Annotated in this window: 11 protein-coding genes, 1 rRNA gene and 1 pseudogene; 1 reads left to right on the top strand and 12 read right to left on the bottom strand. The window is 61.0% G+C overall.

What is annotated here, in order from left to right:
• Window positions 1–44: 44 nt before the first annotated feature.
• Window positions 45–1,577, bottom strand: a 16S ribosomal RNA gene (locus OKW29_RS18825).
• Between the two features lie 730 nt (window positions 1,578–2,307).
• Between OKW29_RS18825 and rpoD the strand changes: the two genes are divergently transcribed.
• A complete protein-coding gene (gene rpoD / locus OKW29_RS18820) occupies window positions 2,308–4,302 on the top strand; it encodes an RNA polymerase sigma factor RpoD (RefSeq protein ID WP_429292071.1) in 1,995 nt (664 codons plus the stop codon).
• Between the two features lie 331 nt (window positions 4,303–4,633).
• Here the strand turns inward: rpoD and OKW29_RS18815 are convergent, their stop codons facing one another.
• The 11 genes and pseudogenes from OKW29_RS18815 to OKW29_RS18765 all read right to left on the bottom strand — a co-directional run bounded on the left by OKW29_RS18815 (window position 4,634) and on the right by OKW29_RS18765 (window position 19,264).
• On the bottom strand, window positions 4,634–5,737 hold the full coding sequence (locus OKW29_RS18815; protein WP_429292070.1) for a YjgN family protein: 1,104 nt from the start codon (window positions 5,735–5,737) through the stop codon (window positions 4,634–4,636).
• Window positions 5,738–6,371: 634 nt separating this feature from the next.
• Window positions 6,372–7,580 (bottom strand): PLP-dependent aminotransferase family protein, encoded by a 1,209-nt coding sequence (locus tag OKW29_RS18810; protein WP_429292069.1) that lies wholly within the window; start codon window positions 7,578–7,580, stop codon window positions 6,372–6,374.
• A 152-nt stretch (window positions 7,581–7,732) separates the two neighbouring features.
• The gene (locus tag OKW29_RS18805; RefSeq protein ID WP_429292068.1) at window positions 7,733–8,905 is read right to left on the bottom strand and encodes an NAD(P)/FAD-dependent oxidoreductase; all 1,173 of its coding nucleotides are present in this window, start codon (window positions 8,903–8,905) and stop codon (window positions 7,733–7,735) included.
• Between the two features lie 156 nt (window positions 8,906–9,061).
• On the bottom strand, window positions 9,062–10,561 hold the full coding sequence (amaB, locus tag OKW29_RS18800) for an L-piperidine-6-carboxylate dehydrogenase (protein ID WP_429292067.1): 1,500 nt from the start codon (window positions 10,559–10,561) through the stop codon (window positions 9,062–9,064).
• A 172-nt stretch (window positions 10,562–10,733) separates the two neighbouring features.
• Window positions 10,734–11,645, bottom strand: coding sequence for a LysR family transcriptional regulator (locus OKW29_RS18795; protein WP_429292066.1), 912 nt, complete (start codon window positions 11,643–11,645; stop codon window positions 10,734–10,736).
• Window positions 11,646–11,759: 114 nt separating this feature from the next.
• Window positions 11,760–13,142 (bottom strand): MFS transporter, encoded by a 1,383-nt coding sequence (locus tag OKW29_RS18790; RefSeq protein ID WP_429292065.1) that lies wholly within the window; start codon window positions 13,140–13,142, stop codon window positions 11,760–11,762.
• 298 nt (window positions 13,143–13,440) lie between these two features.
• Window positions 13,441–13,871, bottom strand: a pseudogene (locus OKW29_RS18785) (substrate binding domain-containing protein); the annotation flags it as partial.
• A 43-nt stretch (window positions 13,872–13,914) separates the two neighbouring features.
• Window positions 13,915–15,249, bottom strand: coding sequence for an MFS transporter (locus OKW29_RS18780; protein ID WP_429292064.1), 1,335 nt, complete (start codon window positions 15,247–15,249; stop codon window positions 13,915–13,917).
• A 12-nt stretch (window positions 15,250–15,261) separates the two neighbouring features.
• On the bottom strand, window positions 15,262–16,881 hold the full coding sequence (locus tag OKW29_RS18775; RefSeq protein WP_429292063.1) for a glycoside hydrolase family 43 protein: 1,620 nt from the start codon (window positions 16,879–16,881) through the stop codon (window positions 15,262–15,264).
• A 179-nt stretch (window positions 16,882–17,060) separates the two neighbouring features.
• Entirely contained in the window at window positions 17,061–17,879 is an 819-nt protein-coding gene (locus OKW29_RS18770) for an HpcH/HpaI aldolase/citrate lyase family protein (protein WP_429292062.1), read from the bottom strand.
• On the bottom strand, window positions 17,876–19,264 hold the full coding sequence (locus OKW29_RS18765) for an MmgE/PrpD family protein (RefSeq protein ID WP_429292061.1): 1,389 nt from the start codon (window positions 19,262–19,264) through the stop codon (window positions 17,876–17,878). Before OKW29_RS18765 ends, OKW29_RS18770 begins: the two co-directional genes overlap by 4 nt.
• Window positions 19,265–19,268: the final 4 nt, after the last annotated feature.

Genomic DNA, 19,268 nt, shown 5'->3' with positions numbered 1-19,268 from the left:
CCGATAAGCGTGAGCACTTGAGTGCAATGAATGCACAGCTCTGGAAAGGAGGTGATCCAGCCGCACCTTCCGATACGGCTACCTTGTTACGACTTCACCCCAGTCATGAATCCTACCGTGGTGACCGTCCTCCTTGCGGTTAGACTAGCCACTTCTGGTAAAACCCACTCCCATGGTGTGACGGGCGGTGTGTACAAGACCCGGGAACGTATTCACCGCGGCATGCTGATCCGCGATTACTAGCGATTCCAGCTTCACGCACCCGAGTTGCAGAGTGCGATCCGGACTACGATCGGTTTTCTGGGATTGGCTCCACCTCGCGGCTTGGCAACCCTCTGTTCCGACCATTGTATGACGTGTGAAGCCCTACCCATAAGGGCCATGAGGACTTGACGTCATCCCCACCTTCCTCCGGTTTGTCACCGGCAGTCTCCCTGGAGTGCTCTTGCGTAGCAACTAGGGACAAGGGTTGCGCTCGTTGCGGGACTTAACCCAACATCTCACGACACGAGCTGACGACAGCCATGCAGCACCTGTGTTATGGCTCCCTTTCGGGCACTCCCGCCTCTCGGCAGGATTCCATACATGTCAAGGGTAGGTAAGGTTTTTCGCGTTGCATCGAATTAATCCACATCATCCACCGCTTGTGCGGGTCCCCGTCAATTCCTTTGAGTTTTAATCTTGCGACCGTACTCCCCAGGCGGTCAACTTCACGCGTTAGCTACGTTACCAAGCCAATGAAGGCCCGACAACCAGTTGACATCGTTTAGGGCGTGGACTACCAGGGTATCTAATCCTGTTTGCTCCCCACGCTTTCGTGCATGAGCGTCAGTATTGGCCCAGGGGGCTGCCTTCGCCATCGGTGTTCCTCCACATCTCTACGCATTTCACTGCTACACGTGGAATTCCACCCCCCTCTGCCATACTCCAGCGCTGCAGTCACCAATGCAGTTCCCAGGTTAAGCCCGGGGATTTCACATCGGTCTTACAGCACCGCCTGCGCACGCTTTACGCCCAGTAATTCCGATTAACGCTCGCACCCTACGTATTACCGCGGCTGCTGGCACGTAGTTAGCCGGTGCTTATTCTTCCGGTACCGTCATCCCTCACGGATATTAGCCACGAGGTTTTCTTTCCGGACAAAAGTGCTTTACAACCCGAAGGCCTTCTTCACACACGCGGCATTGCTGGATCAGGCTTGCGCCCATTGTCCAAAATTCCCCACTGCTGCCTCCCGTAGGAGTCTGGGCCGTGTCTCAGTCCCAGTGTGGCTGGTCGTCCTCTCAGACCAGCTACAGATCGTCGGCTTGGTAGGCCTTTACCCCACCAACTACCTAATCTGCCATCGGCCGCCCCTTGAGCGCGAGGTCCCGAAAGATCCCCCGCTTTCCTCTCCCGAGCGTATGCGGTATTAATCCGGCTTTCGCCGGGCTATCCCCCACTCCAGGACACGTTCCGATGTATTACTCACCCGTTCGCCACTCGCCACCAGACCGAAGTCCGTGCTGCCGTTCGACTTGCATGTGTAAGGCATGCCGCCAGCGTTCAATCTGAGCCAGGATCAAACTCTTCAGTTCAAACCTGTTACTGTGTTCGGGCTCTCTCGAACCCGGTCGCTCACTCAACGTACTGACGATGATTGATCCGTCTTTCGACAGACAAACCTTCCTCTAATACTGTGTGAGGCTTCTGATACTTCTGCCTGACAGCAGACTCCGGAGAATCCGCCGCCGCATTCCGCATCAAGCGCCCACACTTATCGACTGTTAGTTTTTAAAGATCGGTCCGCCAAACCCGCCGCGCCTGAACCACCTGAACCACCACTACCCGGCACCGCTTCGTTTGCGTCGCTGCGTCTGCAGCAGAGAAGCGAGATTATGGAGAACGGTCGACAACACGTCAATACCCTTCTGCGAATTTCTTTTGGGGACAGCATGCGAGGATACGACTCCATATACAGGAAAACGACATGGAGCCCCCTTGCGCAAGGAGCAACTCGCCCCTATCTAGGTTAGGTCGCGCGCATGGCCACGGACTATGCACCTGCGTAGCCTCACGCAATGCCTGCGACAACAGCGACGATGATTTGATGTGCACCCACGAGCGCGAACCCCCAAGCTCGTATATAATGCGAGCCGCGCAAAATTTCGCATGTCCATCGGCCCGCTTCGAGCGGGCTCATCTTTTTTGCTCCCCAGAGCACAGCCCAACAACCGCGTTGAGTCACATCAGGTGATGCTGAGCCCTGCTCGAAACGCCTGACGGTAGCGTCTTGCGTCTCATAGCGAAGCCTCTAGAGGAAATTACGTGAACCCTTTTGATCGCGAAGATTCGCAACACGACACCGCCTTCACTGCCAAAGTTCCGTCGGGCCGTTCGGCCAAAGGCAAGGGCGCCGGCAAAGCGATTCCCGTGGCAGCCGAGCTGCTGCCGCAACAAGCCGAAGAACGCCAGCGCCTGATGCGCGCACTGATCCAGCTGGGTAAAGAGCAAGGCTACCTGACCCACGCGCAGATCAACGACCACCTGCCCGACAACTTCACCGCAACCGCCGCGATCGACAGCATCGTCAGCGCGTTCAGCGACATGGGCGTGCAGGTCTACGAGCAGGCCCCGGACGCGGAAACGCTGCTGCTCAACTCGAATTCCCCCGCCGTGGTGTCGGACGACCAGGCGGACGAGGAAACCGAAGTCGCGCTGTCGACCGTCGACTCCGAGTTCGGCCGCACCACCGACCCCGTGCGTATGTACATGCGCGAAATGGGCGCGACCGAGCTGCTCACCCGCGCAGGCGAAATCGCGATTGCGAAGCGCATCGAAGACGGCCTGCACGAAATGGTGCAGGCGATCGCCGCGTGCCCGCTCGCGATCTCCGCGATCCTCGCGAGCGCGCAGCAGGTTGTCGACGGCGAGCTGCGCATCGACGAACTCGTCGACGGCCTGAATGAAGAGACGGCCGCCGCGGAAGAAGTCGCGAGCGCCGACACGGATGCCGATGAAGACAGCGACGCCGACGAAGACAGCGAAGACGAAGAAGACGACGACGTCGGTCCGGAAGATTCGTCGGCGGCGGACGAAGCTCGCCTGAAGCAGCTCACGAGCGACTGCCTCGAAATCTTCGCCCAGGTCGGCATTCTGTACGACCAGATGAACGCGTCGCACGCGCGCGGCGACGTCACGTCAAAGGCCTATCTGCGCGCACGCGAAGACATTCAGCAGCACCTCGCGAAGATCCGCTTCACCGCACGCACGATCGACCGTCTGTGCGGCGACGTGCAGCGCCAGGTCGCGAAAGTGCGCGCGATCGAGCGCAACATTTTGCAGATCGTCGTCTCGAAGGCCGGCATGCCGCGCGAGAAGTTCATCGAAACGTTCGCGGGTAGCGAGGCCGACCTCGGCTGGACCGAGCGTGCCGCGCGCACCGGCGCGTCGACCTATGGTGCGGCGCTCGAGCGTCACCTGCCAGCCATCCAGTCCGAACAGCAGAAGCTGATCGACATCGAAGCGACGGTATCGCTGCCGCTCAAGCATCTGAAAGAAATCAACCGCCAGATGGTCGCGGCCGAATCGAAGATGCGCAAGGCCAAGAGCGAGATGATCGAGGCGAACCTGCGTCTCGTGATCTCGATCGCGAAGAAGTACGTGAACCGCGGCATGCTGTTCCTCGACCTGATCCAGGAAGGCAACATCGGTCTGATGAAGGCCGTGGACAAGTTCGAATACCGTCGTGGCTGGAAGTTTTCGACGTACGCGACGTGGTGGGTCCGTCAGGCCGTCACTCGTTCGCTCGCCGATCAGGCGCGCACGATCCGCGTGCCGGTGCACATGATCGAAACGATCAACAAGCTCAACCGCATTTCGCGCGAGATCCTGCAGCAGACCGGCCAGGAAGCGCATCCTGCGGTGCTCGCGGAACGCATGGAACTGTCGGAAGAGAAGGTACGCGGCATTCTGAAGATCGCGAAGCAACCCGTATCGCTCGAAACGCCGGTCGGCGACGACGGCGATGCGACGCTGGGCGACATGATCGAAGACGCTGGCGTATCGTCGCCGGCGGATGCCGCGATGCAGGCCGACCTGCGTGCCGCGATCGACGACGCGCTCGACTCTCTGTCCCCGCGCGAAGCGAAGGTGCTGCGCATGCGCTACGGCATCAACACGAAGTCGGATCACACGCTCGAAGAAGTGGGCAAGCAGTTCGACGTGACCCGCGAGCGGATCCGCCAGATCGAGAGCAAGGCGATGCGCAAGCTCATGCATCCGAGCCGCGCGGACCGTCTGAAGTCGTTCCTCGACCGATAAGCGTTTGCCACGCTTGCCGTGCGCGCTGCACGGCAAGCCGCCCACATCGTCGTACACAAGCAGCGGGATGAACCGGTCGACGGTGAGTCCCGCTGTTTGTTTTTGTGCTGTACCTTTCCACAATTCTTCAGGCGCGAATTCTCCGCTTCGCTTCCCGCCCTGTTGTCCACAGATTTTGGGAACAAGCTTGTGGACAACCTGCGCATGACTGCGCTAACTCATTGAGCGTACTGCGTTTCGCGCTCGCGCCTGAGATGAGTCGCGTGTCCCATTACTTGCCGCACATCGTGCGCCCCCCGCCCATTGCCGCGCTCTCAACGCGAGTCCAATCTCAGAAGGCGCCACCATGATCGAGCAGATTCAGCATGCCCTCGCCAGTCAGCGGCGCCGCCACGGTGCTTTGCCCCAGCATATGCGGATCGAGGTAGCCGCAAACCTGCAGCGTGTCGACGGCAAAGCGCATCAGCCGATGCAGCACGATTGGCGCCCCAAGGCCGAGCGTGAACACGATGATCGCAAGGTTGCCGCACTGCAAACTGAGCAGACGCGCCACGCTGACGTTACTGCCGAAATGCAATTGCGAGCCGAGCGACGTATTGCCCATCACGTGGCGCGTCAGCGCGGCGACATAGAAGCCGCGGATCAGCATCGTGCCGATGGAGAACAGCGCATAAAACAAAAACAGCGATCCGAGCGCGGCCCGCGACGGCGCCGTACTCGCCCCCGGCACCTGGCCGACATGCATCGATGCGAGAGCGCCCTTCAGAAACACCATGAACAGCACCGCGAACAACACGACCACGCCGACGAACGTAACGAGGAACAGACCGTAGACGACCCACGCGCGCCCCTTGAAGCGAAACGCCAGGCTACCGAAGCTGCTCGCGTTGATGCGGCACTCCATTAGACGCATTGATGTCCACGGCGTCATCTGGCCAAGCGTGACAACGCACAACAGCGCGTACAGCAACGCGCGCACGCCGAAGCCGAGCGCCGAGCCGGTCATGCCGCCGCGAATACCGCACCACTGCGTCCGGCTCAGCCGATAGCGCTGCGCGCCGAAAAACGCACCCGCCGCGAGCACGACGATCAGCAGATACAACGCGATGACAGGCAGCGAACCGAGTGCCGCGCTTTTCGTCAGCATGCGCAAGACCACGCTTAGCGCGCCAGCCGCGAACACCGCGCTGAACACGACCACGATCGCGAACAGAAAGCCCTTGAATAGCTCGCCCCCGGTGCCCGTGTACTCGAAGCGCTCGTCCTGAAACCGCATGCGCGACCAGACATATCGGCGGTTGTTCGTGGTCGCCCAGAAGCGGTAAATACCGAGCGTCACGATTTGCAGCACAAGGTTTCTGAAAAAGATGCCGTAGAGGTCGCCGAGCGTGCCGTCGTAGATCAACAGCGGCCGCTTCTCGTCGAGTGAATTCATTGCATTGCCCCCTTTTTCTCATTTAGCGTTTTTTGTGGCCCACTCACGCATTCTCGTGCGGCACTCATATGCGGCATGCATGGGCGAACGCGACGGGCGACGATGCTGTCCCGTGCGAAAGCCGACTCGTATGGCACGAACCCGTGTAAAACCTGTCTTTCAGACATTCCGGGAATCACGCAAAACGGAAGCCGGCCGGCAAGCACGATAATTACACGGTTTCTTATCTTTATAAATGGCATTTCCGCATATAAATCGACCACTTCCATTACAAGATTTGGCAACGCCCGAATTTATTCGAATTGCATAATCTTGAAATTAAGGCGTGCAATAACGATTTCATTGGGGGCAATCATTTGAGGGGCCGCTCGCGCGTACGCGCCGTTCGACGTGGCAATCCCGGGCGGCCTCATCTGCGGCTTGCCACGGTCGGTCTCATAGAAGGCACACGCGGACGAAAACGATTGCGTATTCGAACTCAACGCGATTCGCGATTCGCGATTAATAAGGAATGCGGTGGATTCTGTTAAAGCGCCACAATTTTTGGCATTTGGATAAAAAAACGCGGCTGCACATTAGATGCTCGCCGGGTAATCTGCCGCACTCCACTGATTGTGTTGATGCAATCAGGATTTTATTGCTCGTCGAAGTACTGCTCGAGCGCGCGGTTCATTCGGTGCACGCCGGTTTCAATCTCCTCCACACCCGGCGCGGCAAACGACAGGCGCAGCGCAGCTCTATCGGCCGCGTCCTTGTAAAACGCGACACCCGGCACGAACATCACGTTCTGTTCGATGCACACACGCAGATAGTCGGACGCATCGCGTGCCGCGTTCAGACGCGCCCACACGAACATGCCGCCGGCCGGACGATGAAATTCGATGTGCCGCGCGAGATGCGTGTCGAGCGCATCGCATAGCGCGCGGCATTTGACGGAATACGCATCGACAATGCGCGGCAGATGCCGCTCCAACCCGCCGCTCGCGAGGTACTCGGCGGCAATCGCCTGGGTCCAGGGCGCGCTGCATAGATCGACGGTCTGCTTGGCGACCACGCATCGCCGCACGATCTCCGCGTGCGCGATCATCCAGCCGACACGCAAACCCGGCGCGACGATCTTCGACAGACTCGATAAATGCACGACCCAGTCGCGTGAACCGGGCACCTGCTCGCTCAATGCGAAAAGCGAAGGCACTGCCGTGCCATTGAAACGCAGATCGCCATACGGATCGTCTTCGACGATCACGAACCGATAACGCGCCGCCAGTTTCAACAATGCGATTCGACGTTCGAGCGATAGCGTCGCGCCGGTCGGATTCGCGAACGTCGGCACCGTGTACAGCAGCTTGGGAGCGCGATGCAGCGTGCCCGTCTCGAGCACCGCGGCGAGCTTTGCCACGTCGAGGCCGTGTTGATCGACGGGCACCGTGACGACGTCGGCCTGTTGCAGCTTCAGCGCCTGCAAAGTGGCCGGATACGCTGGCTGCTCGACGAGCACGACGTCGCCGGGCGCGACCATCACGCGCAGCAACAGATCGAATCCTTGTTGCGAACCGGTCGTCACCAGCAGGTCTGTTGGCGCGCATGGCGTGCCGCGCCGTGCCATCAGCTGCGCGAGCTGTTCCTTGAGGATCGCGATGCCATCAGTCGGGCCATATTGCAGACACAGCGTCGGCTGTTGCGAGGCACGCGCGGCCGCGGCATCGAGTCCTGCACGATCGAACAGGTCGCTCGCCGGATAGCCGCCGGCAAACGAGATCATGCCGGGCCGCGCGAGGTATTTGAACAGCTCGCGGATCGGCGAGCCGCTCGGGGCTTCGAATGCGGAATTGAATGAGAACATGATGATGGCCGCCTGCCTTGCGTGTGATATCGATTGGGATGTCGAAGACAATCGGCGTCGATTGTGGCCATCGGCGGGATCTGCGGCAAACGATATCTACCCACTACTTATTGCGTTTTTCGCATGACCCGCGCGTCGAGCCATATAAGGCGCTACACCACGTTCTTTTCGATGATCGGCCGGTTTTCGAGCACGCGCGTAAAGCTTAGTGAACTGAGATCGAGCGTCGCATAGCGGCCATGCAGAATCAATTCGCTGATGCCGCGTCCGGTTGCCGGCCCTTGCTGCAAACCGTGGCCGCTAAAGCCGTTCGCGAAAATGCAGTTATCGATATCCGGGTGATGGCCAATGATCGCGTTCTGATCGAGCACGTTGTATTCGTAATAGCCGGACCAGCAGTTCTGCACGCGCAGCGCCTCGAATTGCGGCACGCGATTGGCGAGCGTCGGCCAGATCACGTCGTCGAATAGCACGTGATCGACTTCATCGAGCGGTAGATCGTCGGGATCGTTATCGGCCGACGGCGACGTGCCGCAGATATACGAATTGCCTTCAGGCCGGAAGTACACGCCGCTCGGATCGATCAGCAGCGGACAGCGTTCAAGCTTTGCTGGCGACGTGACGTTGAAGATACTGCGCCGCCGCGGATAGACGGGCAGATCGATGCCGACCATCTGTGCGACCTTGCGCGACCATGCGCCGGCCGCGTTGACGACAACGCCGCAAGCATAGGTCTCACCGTCCGCGGTTTGTACCTGCGTGACGCGATTGCCCTCGCGATGCAGCGCGGTGACGTCTGCCGCGACATAGCGCGCGCCGAGCGCCTGCGCTTTCTTGCGCAGCGCCTGTACTAAACCGTAGCCGTCGAACCAGCCCTCGCCGCTTTCGCCATAAGCGCCGGCAACGAGGTCGTCGGTATTGAGCCAAGGAAAGCGCGTTTGCAAGCCATGCTTGTCGAGCAGGCTGATATCTGCGCCGAGGCTTTTTTGCAGCGCGCGATTCTCGCGCAGCGTCGCTTCACCGGCAGGTGTCGCGAGAAACAGGTAGCCGCCTTCGTGCAGATCGATCGAGGGCCGGGTGCCGTCGACTTCGAGCCGCTCGCCGATCGAGCGAAGAAACTCGATGCCGAACAGCGACATCTGAATGGAAAGCGGCGTAGAAAACTGCTGCCGGATCGACGCCGCCGACAAGGCCGACGACGAACGCGCATAGGTCGGATCGCGCTCGATTACCGTGACGCCGACTGTCGGATCGGACAGCCGCAAGAAATACGCAATCGAACTGCCGATCACCCCACCGCCGACGATCACGACTTTCGAACTCACGTCTTACTCCACGAGTAACGTGGCCGCTCCGGAACGCCGGGCGGCGCAAACGGATTGCTATCTGGAACGCGCGGCTGTGGCGCGCCGGACGGCGACGGCGGCGCACCGGCATCAACGCGATGCGCCGCCATCGTTTACGACGTCACACTTGCGCGCTCAGTCGAGATTGAAGTCGATACCCTGCGCAAGCGGCAACGCCGACGAGTAGTTCACGGTATTGGTCGCGCGACGCATATAAGCCTTCCATGCATCCGAACCCGACTCGCGCCCGCCGCCCGTTTCCTTTTCGCCGCCAAACGCACCGCCGATCTCCGCGCCGCTCGGTCCGATGTTGACGTTCGCGATGCCGCAGTCGCTGCCCGACGCGGACAGGAAGCGTTCCGCTTCGCGCAGGTCGCTCGTGAACACGCACGACGACAAGCCGTGATGCGCTGCATTGTTCGCCTTGACCGCATCGGCGAAATCGGCATAGCGCAGCACGTACAGAATTGGCGCGAACGTTTCCTTCAGCACGACCGACGTTTGCGACGGCATCTCGACGATGGCCGGACGCACGTAGTAGCCGCCCTCATAACCCTTCACTTCGACTCGCTCGCCGCCGAACACCTTGCCGCCCTCGGCCTTCGCCTGCTGCAGCGCTTCCTGCATGCGGTCGAACGATTGACGGTCGATCAGCGGCCCCATCAGCGTGCCCTTTTCGAGCGGATTGCCGATCGGCACGCGGCTATACAGCTGCTTCAGACGCTCGACGGTCTTCTCGTACACGCTGTCGTGCACGAACAGACGCCGCAGCGACGTGCAGCGCTGACCGGCCGTGCCGACCGCCGAGAACAGGATGCCGCGCATCGCGAGTTCATGGTCGGCCGTCTGCGTGACGATGCCGGCGTTGTTGCCACCGAGTTCGAGCAGCGAGCGGCCGAAGCGCTTCGCCACTTCGACGCCAACCTTGCGACCCATTTCCGTGCTGCCCGTCGCGCTGACGATCGACGCGCGCGGATCGGCCACGAGCTTTTCGCCCACGTCGCGCCCGCCGTTGATCAATGCGGCCAGGCCGGCTGGCGCGTCGCCGAATTCCTTCAGCGCGTCTTCGAGAATCCTGTTCACGGCCAGCGCCGAGAGCGGCGTCTTTTCCGACGGCTTCCAGATCACCGCGTTGCCGCACACCAGCGCGAGCGCCGCATTCCATGACCAGACCGCCACCGGGAAATTGAACGCCGAGATCACGACGCAGGTGCCGAGCGGATGCCACGACTCCGCCATCCGATGACCCGGGCGCTCGGACGCGATCGTCAAACCGTACAGCTGACGCGATAGACCGACCGCGAAATCGCAGATGTCGATCATTTCCTGCACTTCGCCCATGCCTTCCTGCAGGATCTTGCCCGTCTCCAGCGAGACGAGGCTGCCGAGCGCCTGCTTCTGTTCGCGCAGCCGATTGCCGAGCAGCCGCACCAGCTCGCCGCGGCGCGGCGCCGGCACGTTACGCCACACGGCAAACGCGTCTTTGGCCCGGGCGAGCGCCGCGTCGACCTCGACCGCCGTCTGGCTGGCCACACGGCCGATGAGCTCGCCGGTGATCGGCGAATGAACGGCGATATCGCCGGCTTGCGCGGCTTGGGCAATGCCGAGATCCGCGAGGATAGTGGACGCGTCCATGTGAACCCCTTTAATTTCCGATACGAAACAAGAGTAAGTTCGGAAACTATACACGCGGGTTTTTGTGGCGGCAAGAAGATGCTTGGGGAGTGAAATACCGGTTGACAAAAGGGGGGGCGCTGTTTCCAGAAGGAAACTTCGTCAGACTTCGGGCGGGTGTCACGCCCGCGCGTCAAGCATCTGGCCCGCTATCCTCCTCCCGCACCGCCATCAACCGGTCGACCAGCACACGCGCGAACGGCGGCAAGTCCTTCAGACTGCGCACGCAGATCTTCAGCTTGCGCTCGGCCCACGGATCGTTCAGGCCGACGATCGCGATCTGCATCGTCTTTCTGTGCCGCAGCGCGACCGACTCCGGCACGATGCCGATTCCGACACCCGCCTCGATCATCCGGCACGCGGCCTCGAAGTTGCCGACCTGGATGCGAAGTTTGAGACGCGCGCCGAGCGCATCGGCGGCACTCGTGATGAACGCGTGAATCGCGCTCGACGTCGGCAGGCTCACGAAGTTCGCGTTCAGCACCTGCGAGAAATCGACCGACGCTTGCCTCGCGAACGGATGCTCGCACGACGTAACCAGCACGAGCCGATCGTCGCGATATGGCAGCATCTGCAGATGCTCGGCATGCACATTGCCCGCGACGATGCCGATATCGGTCGCGCTGTCGGCGACGCCCTTGACGATCTCGCCGCTCAGCACTTCGCGCAGATCGATGTTCACGTCCGGGTGATCGCGCAGGAAACGGCTCAGCACGGCCGGCAGAAACTCGCTGATCGCGGTCGTGTTGGCCCAGATGCGCACGTGGCCCTTGATGCCCTCGCCATACTCCTGCATGTCGCCGGCCAGATGCTCGACGCGTTCGAGCACGAGCCGCGCGTGATGCACGAAGGCTTCGCCCGCGGGTGTCGGCGTCACGCCCTGGCTGGTTCGATAGAGCAGCTTGATGCCGAGTTGCTCCTCGAGATTCTTGACCCGGTTGCTGGCGGCCGGCGCCGACAGGTGCGAACGCTCCGCCGCACGCGCGAGGTTGCGCGTGTCGGCGATATGCAGGAGCAGGCGTAAATCGACGAAATCGAAGTGCATGATGAAAGCTGCTAGCGAAGCATGCGCAAAGCAAACTTTCATCTTAACCGGGTGAAGTGAAGATTTAGCCGGGGAAAGATCCGAATCGACAGATCACCTTGATGCGCGCACGGCTTAAGCCGACTCTCGCATCATCTCCGCTTGCGGTATCAGCTCGGCATCGGGCGAAATCTCTTCGAGCGTCTGCTGACTCGTTTCGATGCGCAGCGCGAGAATCGCGATACTCAGCAACAACAGCACGCCACCGACCATCGTCAGCACACCCGTCACGCCGAACTCCGTGTAGAGCAGCAGCGCGACGTACGGTGTCGACATCGACGCCGCGCGGCCGCACGTGCCGGCCACGCCGGTGCCGCGCAAGCGATGCGCGGTCGGAAACAGCTCGGGGATATAGCCGAACAGGCCGAGCGTGCAGACCGTGTAGATCGTCGTGACGAGCGCGAAACCGACGACCGCGATCGGCACTGGCGCGCGCATCTGCACGTAGACGAAGCCGAGCACGATCGTTGCAAGCGAGAACAGCACGATGCCGTTGCGTCGCCCCAGGCGGTCCGTCACGAGATAACCGACGACAGCGCCGGCCGGCGCACCGAACGACATCAGCAGCACGAAGCCGAGCGACTGCACGATGGTCAGGCCTTCCTTGACGAAGAACGTCGGCAGCCACGCGACGAAACCGTACAGCGACATGTTGATCGCCATGCAGGTCAGCGCGGCGACCAGCGTGCGGCCGATCATGCCGCGCGCGAACAGCGCCGAGAACGGCGCGGCCGGCACCTCGTGACTGACCACGCGCGAAACCGGCGGCAGCTTGCCGACACGCGCCTCGACCTGTCGCTCGATTGCCGAGACGGTGGCCTCCGCCTCTTCGAGCCGGCCGACCGTTTCGAGCCAGCGCGGCGACTCCGGCATCCGATGCCGCAGGAACCACACGACCATCGCGCCAACCCCCGCGATCGCGAACATGTAGCGCCAGCCGAGATGTGGAATTACCCAATAGCCGACTGCGGTCGCGCCGAGCAGACCGGAGTTGATGATCAGCGCGAGCAGCGCGGTCCAGCGGCCGCGTGTGGCGGGTGGCACGAACTCACACAGCGTGCCGGCCGCGACCACGAGTTCGGCGCCGAGGCCAATGCCCATGACGAAGCGCAGCAGGATCAGCCAGTAGATGTTCGGCGCGAAGCAGGCGGCGAGCGATGCGATGCCGAAGATCGCGAGATTGGCCTGATACGAATAGCGTCGACCGAAGCGGTCGCCGAGATAGCCTGCCAGCCCCGCGCCGATCATCATGCCCATGAAGGTCGCGGAGATGAAGAACGAGCCGAGGCGGAGATCGGTGAAGCCGGTTTTGACCATCGCCGCGAGCGCGCCGTTGGCGAGATAGATGTCGAAGGCGTCGAGGAAAGCACCCGCGCCGATCAGGCCGAGGATGTTCCAGTGGAAGCGCGTGATCGGCAGGCGGTCGAGGCGTGCGCCGGAGTTGATGGGGGCTGGCAAATCGTGTCTCCTGTCTTTTTAGGCTGCGCGCGGGCGAGAGGCGCGAGCGCGGAATAGTTCTGCGAGGCCGCCTTCGTTCGATGCGGCGGCTCGGGGCAGAGCGCTGAACGGCCGTTGTCGGATCGTGCAGGGCCGTTGGCTTCAAGAGTGCGACAGGTGACGTGGGCTGGGAATTGGGCTTTTTGGAGGTGAGTGTTCCGGTTTGATTAAGGGAATGGTAAAGAAGCGATTTGCATACCCGAAAGGCGGAACCGCGTCGAGGTCGATTAATGCAAGCCGTTTGTGTAACGGCCGCTCGCTAGTGAGCGTTCGCCAACTCGACAACGAAGTCCAGAAAGGCACGCGTCTTCGCCGGCATGTGATGCCGTGACCGATAGCACGCGTAGAGGGGATAGCGCTCGTCAGTCCAGTCGGGAAAGAGATTGATCAACCGCCCCTCTTTCCTGTCTCCGAATTACGGAATTCCAGGCGTCGGTGGCTCGGGCCTTCGAGATCTTCCGGCTTTGCCGGCCGTCCCAGTCGCGCGATGTACGACGGCGCGGCGACCGTCACCACGGCCGGGTCGAGCAGCTTGCGTGCGACGAGAGTCGATGTCCTCGGCTCGCCGAACCGCAGCGCGAGGTCAAAGCCCTCGAGAACGAGATCGTCGAAATGGTCGCGCGCGATGAACTCGATTTCGAGTTCAGGATGCGCATCCATGAACTGATCGAGTCGTTGCCCAAAGCCGGTGACTGAGCCGGAATTATCGCCGGCTCAAGCCCCGTCGCGCCATTTATCCCGCTGTCCGGTTCTGCACGGGCACTTCTGCGCCGGCGCTCCGCGTGACAGAGTCGCTGAGGTCCGTCCTCGTATTGATGAACCAGGCGGAAATCGAAGCCAACAAGAAGCAGCCGACGAAGAGGTGGAATACGACATTGAAGTCGTCATTCGTCCTGGTCAGGATGTAACCGACGATCAGCGGGGAAAGAAATCCTGCCAGCTGACCCGCCGCATTGACAAAGCCGATTGCCGACCCGACGACCTTGTTCGGCAGCGCGACGTTCGGGATGGTGTAAAGCGAACAGCCGGCCATGGTTGAGAAGAAGTAGCCGATCGTCTGAAAGAACACCGCCGTTTCCGCGGTCTCCGCATGGGCCGTCAGATAGGCAAAGATGGCGGCCGCGACGCAGCCGAGGACGACAAGCAATTCGCGACGATTGCGGAAGAACTTGTCGGAAAGAAAGCCCGTGATGCAATAGGCAATCGTGCCGACGAGAAATGGCACCGACGCCATCATGCCCATTCTGGCCGTCGAAAGGCCGCGCGCTTTCAGCAGATACGTCGGGAACCAGCTCATGATGCCCCACGAGGCGATGCTGAAAACGAACAAGGTGACGAAGCACCACCAGACCAGCGGCGTTTTCACCAAACCAGCAAAATCCGCTTTGCCGGCAGAGGCAGACAAAGACTTTTCGCTGGTACCGATTTCCTCCAATTCGATCTTCGAAACGTGCTTGCTGTCTTTCGGGCTGTTTCTGATATAGATCCAGCCGAATACGGCCATCGCGACACCGGGTATGAACAGACTCGTGAAAATCGCGCGCCATCCCCACGCGGCCATCACGGCCGCCACGAACAGCGGCGCCAATGCGGGTCCCAGCGCATTAGTGGTCATCATCAGCCCGGTTGCCCGTCCCACTTCGCGCTTTGGGAACCACGCCGACAGTGCCTTGAACGCGGCGGGAGGAAAGAGCGCTTCGCCGATGCCGAACGCGACCCGCACCACCAGCATCAAGCCGAGCGAATTGCACAGCCCGGTAAGCGCGGTGAAAATCGTCCACCAGGTGATGCCGATCGTCGTCATCAGCCGCGGACCGAATCTGTCTGCAAGCAGGCCAGCCGGGATCTGACATAGCGCGTAGCTAAAGAAGAACGCGCTCAGGATTCCACCCATTTCCATCGCGGACAGATGAAACTCGGACGCAATGAATGGAATAGCCGCTGCCATGATCATTCTGTCCATGTAACAGAGCAGATAGATTGCGAACAAAATAAGCAGCACGAGGTAGCGATGTCTCCAACGAAAGCGCATGAGATCTTCCTTATTATTAAATGACAGCGATGACACGAAATCCGAGCTTTAGCCGATCAATTGGTGGTACGAAAACGACTTGAAATCGGCAGGCTCGCGAAAGCCCAGCATGTCGTTGACGGTGATACCTGCGAATGCCCCCGTGAAGCCGATGGGGGTTGCATATTCATCGCTGAGTTTCGTGAAATCCTTTTCCAGTTCAAGGTCCTTCCAGTCACCGTGCGTCAAGCGAAAGAAAAAGCGCAGTTTCGCGTCCACGACGCGAATCCGCAGGTCGATCCCGGTGGCCTCGGGCAGCGTCGCCAGTCGATTGCTGTAGGCGAAGCTGCCGGCATCCATTTCCATGTAGGACAGGATTTTTGTGCCGTCGTCGTCGCGCGTGACGAACAGATAGTAGAAGGTGTTCTCGTCGTAACGCGCCATGAGCCCAGCCATGTGCAGATATGACTTGGGTGAAAATTCCAGCGCGGTTTCGACTTCGAACTGCCAGTCACGGATGCGACAGGCCAACAAGCTTTGATGGAACCGCGAAGTCGGCGACTCTTGCCCCCTTATCCGCAGATAGCCCGGACGTTCGTGAAGATTGCACCAGTCGTCGCCGATGGGGATACGCAGACTCTGCAGTTCCAGGGGCAGCGCGGCACGTTGTCCGAAATCGATCGTCCAACTGCTGTCGAGCCTTTGCTCGATATCCGAGCCGATCGCAAAAGATTCAGCGGGAACCACTCCGCCACTGGCGAGGCGGGGCCAGTCGGCATGCCATTCGATAGGTGCGACACAGGTTTCACGGCCTAGCGGCGAGCGCTTCGTGTGCGCATCGATTGGTCTCGATCCGAGGTACGTCAGGTACCACTGGCCGTTGGGACCCTCGACCAGATTGCCGTGGCCGGTCCGCTGAATCCGTCCATTCGCGTCGCGCGACGTGAGCATCGGCGTATCAGGATGAAGCTCGTATGGACCGAAAATGTCGCGGGACCTGGATACACACGTTGCATGTGTATAGCCTGTGCCCCCCTCCGCTGTGATCAGGTAGTACCAGTCTCCCTTCTTCAGCAAATGCGGAGCCTCGTAGATCTGACATTTCATGAAGTAATCGGTCTTCAGGTTGGCGCCTTTATAGATGACGTGCTCTTCGCCGATCAGCTTTTCCTCCTGCACCGAGTATTCCCGCAGAACGATTCCGACGAACGGGTCTTCGTAGATACCTCTGAAATCGCGCCGGATATGGGCGAGCCACTTTTTGCCAGATTCGTCGTGGAACAGGGATGGATCGTATCCACCGGACACGAGATGCACGGGCTCCGACCAGGGTCCGGTGATGTCCGGGGCGGTTACGAGGTAGTTGTGCATGTCACGAAGCGGGGAGATCTTCTGCTCGCCTTTCCATGCCTTGGTGTCGGTATAGACGAGCCAATAAAGACCGTCTTGATAGGAGAGGGCTGGCGCCCATATGCCTGCGGACGGCTGCTCTCCGATCAGGTTCAATTGCGATAGCCTGTCGAGAGGCGTGGCCTTGAGTTCCCAGTTGACGAAATCTTTTGATTCGTAAATGAGAACGCCCGGATACCATTCAAACGTTGAAACCGCGATATACCACGCATCCTTGCCACGGCATACGCAAGGATCCGGGTTGAAGCCGCGCAGAACTGGATTCTGAATAGTACTCATCGGGAGGGTATTTTTTGACGTGCTGAGAGGAACAGATCTTCTTTATCGACAACGTTGCGAACGGAAACTTTCCGTCGAAATGTGTTACCGATACCAATTTAATCTAGCATGTGACCTGCTAACTATTCAAGTGCGACGATGGGAATCCTGCTATGAAGGCGCGACGGAAAACCGCATTGTCAGAAGCTTTCGGAATCGCCCACAACCCTCCGCGCCCGCAGAATCACCGGCATATCGACCATCCTCCCCTCCACGGCAACCGCGGCGCCATGGCTCGCCTCGACAGCCGCAAGCACCCGTTGCGCCCACTCCACCTCGGCGTCACTCCATGCATACGCGCGATGCACCGGCTCGATCTGCTTCGGATGAATGCAAAGCTTGCCGCCGAAACCGAACCGCCGGCCGCGCCGCGCATCAGCTTGCACCGCATCAGCATCGGTAATGGTCGTCGACACGCCATCCACCGGCGCACCAATGCCAGCCAGCCTCGACGCAAGCACGATCTGCGAGCGAAACAGATGCAACTCCTCGCCATCCCCATCGATGCCGAGATCGATCTGAAAATCCAGCGTACCGAACACGATACGCAGCACGCGCGGCGCGCTGCATAACTCCGCAAGATTCGCGAACCCGCGCGCAGTCTCGACAATCGGCAGCACGCTCAACGCCGGATGCGCGTTCGCCAGCACCGCGTTGATCTGTTCGCGCGTCTCAGCCTTCGGCAGCACGATTCCGGCGACGCCGGTCTGCCCAACGAGCGCCGCAACGTCATCTGGAAACCATGGCGTATCCGAGCCATTGATGCGCACCCAGGCGGCCCGCGACGCGTTAGCCGACACCGCGGCCACAACCGCCGCACGCGCCGGCACCTTCTGATCCAGCTGCACCGCGTCTTCCAGATCGAGAATCACCGCATCCGCGCCGGCCGCATAGGCCTTGTCAAACCGCTCAGGCCGATTCCCAGGCACGAACAGATACGACCGGGGCAACGCGCTCATGCCGCCACCATCGTGCGCGAAGTTGCATCGAATACCGAGCCAATCTGCTTCTCTTCGGCAATATGCCATGCGCGGCGAAGCAGTTGCGCCGCCTCCTCTTCGCTAGCCGCACCCGAAAACGCCGCCAGCCGATGCAGCTTCGTCGCAATCTCGTCGCGCGACAAGGTATTGCCTGGATCGCCCTTCGGCTCATCGACACGCCCATCGAACACGCGGCCGTCGGTCGTCGTCACCGTGACCTTGCCGATCCAGCGTGCGGGATAGGCGGCGTCGACTTCAGCGTCGAGCGCCATTGTGACCTTGTCGCGAAACGCGGCGATCTCGCTCGCGTCGAAACCCTGCTCGAATTCGGTCACGCCGGCATAGCCGTGATGCGCGACCAGCCCGAGCACTGTGCCCATGTTGAACTTCGCCTGATGTACGGTGCGCGGCGCGACCACGGGACCGAGCACATCGATCGCGCCTTGATGCACGTGCGCGACGACCTTCGCGATGTCGCGCGGCGCGAAACGATGCGTCTGCACGACGGCGAGCAGTGCATCGGCGGCCGGATGCGTATGGCGGCACGCCGCGTGATACTTGAACGATGTCTCCGCGGTCGCCCAGCGGCTGCCAAGCCGATCGACGAGGCGCGCCGGATCGGCGTCGCTCGACATCCCGGCGGCCATGCCCTGGGCGCCTTCGAGAATGTGCGTCGCGCCCTTGAAGCCGTCGGCGGCGAGTTGCGCGGCCATCAGGCCGTTCGCGGCGGCCATCGCGGTGTGCAGTTGCTTCGAGTCGGCGGCGTCGCGCAGAAATTCCCATAGGCCGCTCGCCTGCGTGCCCGCCGAGCCGAACGCATCGAGCATTTGGGACGGCAACAAACCCAGCAAGCGTCCTGCCGTTGCCGCTGCCGCGACCGTGCCGACCGTGCCCGTAGTGTGAAACACCTTGTAGTGCGAGCGCCCGAGAAATTCGCCGATGCGAATGCCGACCTCGTATCCCGCCACCGCCGCCGCGATGAAGTCGCGCCCCGACGCTCGCTTTGCCTGTGCCAACGCGAGCGCAACCGGAAACACCACGGTCGCCGGATGAAACACCGAGCCATTGTGCACATCGTCCTGTTCGGCGAAATGCGATGCCGCGCCGTTGATCATCGCGGCGAAATACGGCGTGGTTCGACCGCGGTCGATCAGCACCTCGCAGAGGCCCTCGTTCGTCGCCCCGGCTGCCGCGCGTGCGAACCGCGCGATCGTCTCGACCGGGCGCGCACCCTTGCCGGCCAGCGCCGAGCCGAGCCAATCGACGTACAGGTTGACGGTACGCTCGACGACCTCGTGCGGGATGCGGTCGAAGTCGAGTTGCGCGGCGAAAGTGGCAAGCGTGAGACTGGGATGGTCGTTCATGGGG

Source organism: Paraburkholderia sp. CI3, from assembly GCF_050436505.1.
In the GTDB taxonomy this organism is placed as follows: domain Bacteria; phylum Pseudomonadota; class Gammaproteobacteria; order Burkholderiales; family Burkholderiaceae; genus Paraburkholderia; species Paraburkholderia tuberum.
This window is presented reverse-complemented; position numbering and strand designations above follow the sequence as displayed.

Bases quoted from the DNA above. Each gene is read 5' to 3' on its own strand.
- OKW29_RS18815 (WP_429292070.1), bottom strand. From the start codon at position 5,737: ATGAATTCACTCGACGAGAAGCGGCCGCTGTTGATCTACGACGGCACG.
- OKW29_RS18770 (WP_429292062.1), bottom strand. From the start codon at position 17,879: ATGAGCGCGTTGCCCCGGTCGTATCTGTTCGTGCCTGGGAATCGGCCT.
- OKW29_RS18775 (WP_429292063.1), bottom strand. From the start codon at position 16,881: ATGAGTACTATTCAGAATCCAGTTCTGCGCGGCTTCAACCCGGATCCT.
- OKW29_RS18765 (WP_429292061.1), bottom strand. From the start codon at position 19,264: ATGAACGACCATCCCAGTCTCACGCTTGCCACTTTCGCCGCGCAACTC.
- OKW29_RS18795 (WP_429292066.1), bottom strand. From the start codon at position 11,645: ATGCACTTCGATTTCGTCGATTTACGCCTGCTCCTGCATATCGCCGAC.
- OKW29_RS18810 (WP_429292069.1), bottom strand. From the start codon at position 7,580: ATGTTCTCATTCAATTCCGCATTCGAAGCCCCGAGCGGCTCGCCGATC.
- amaB (WP_429292067.1), bottom strand. From the start codon at position 10,561: ATGGACGCGTCCACTATCCTCGCGGATCTCGGCATTGCCCAAGCCGCG.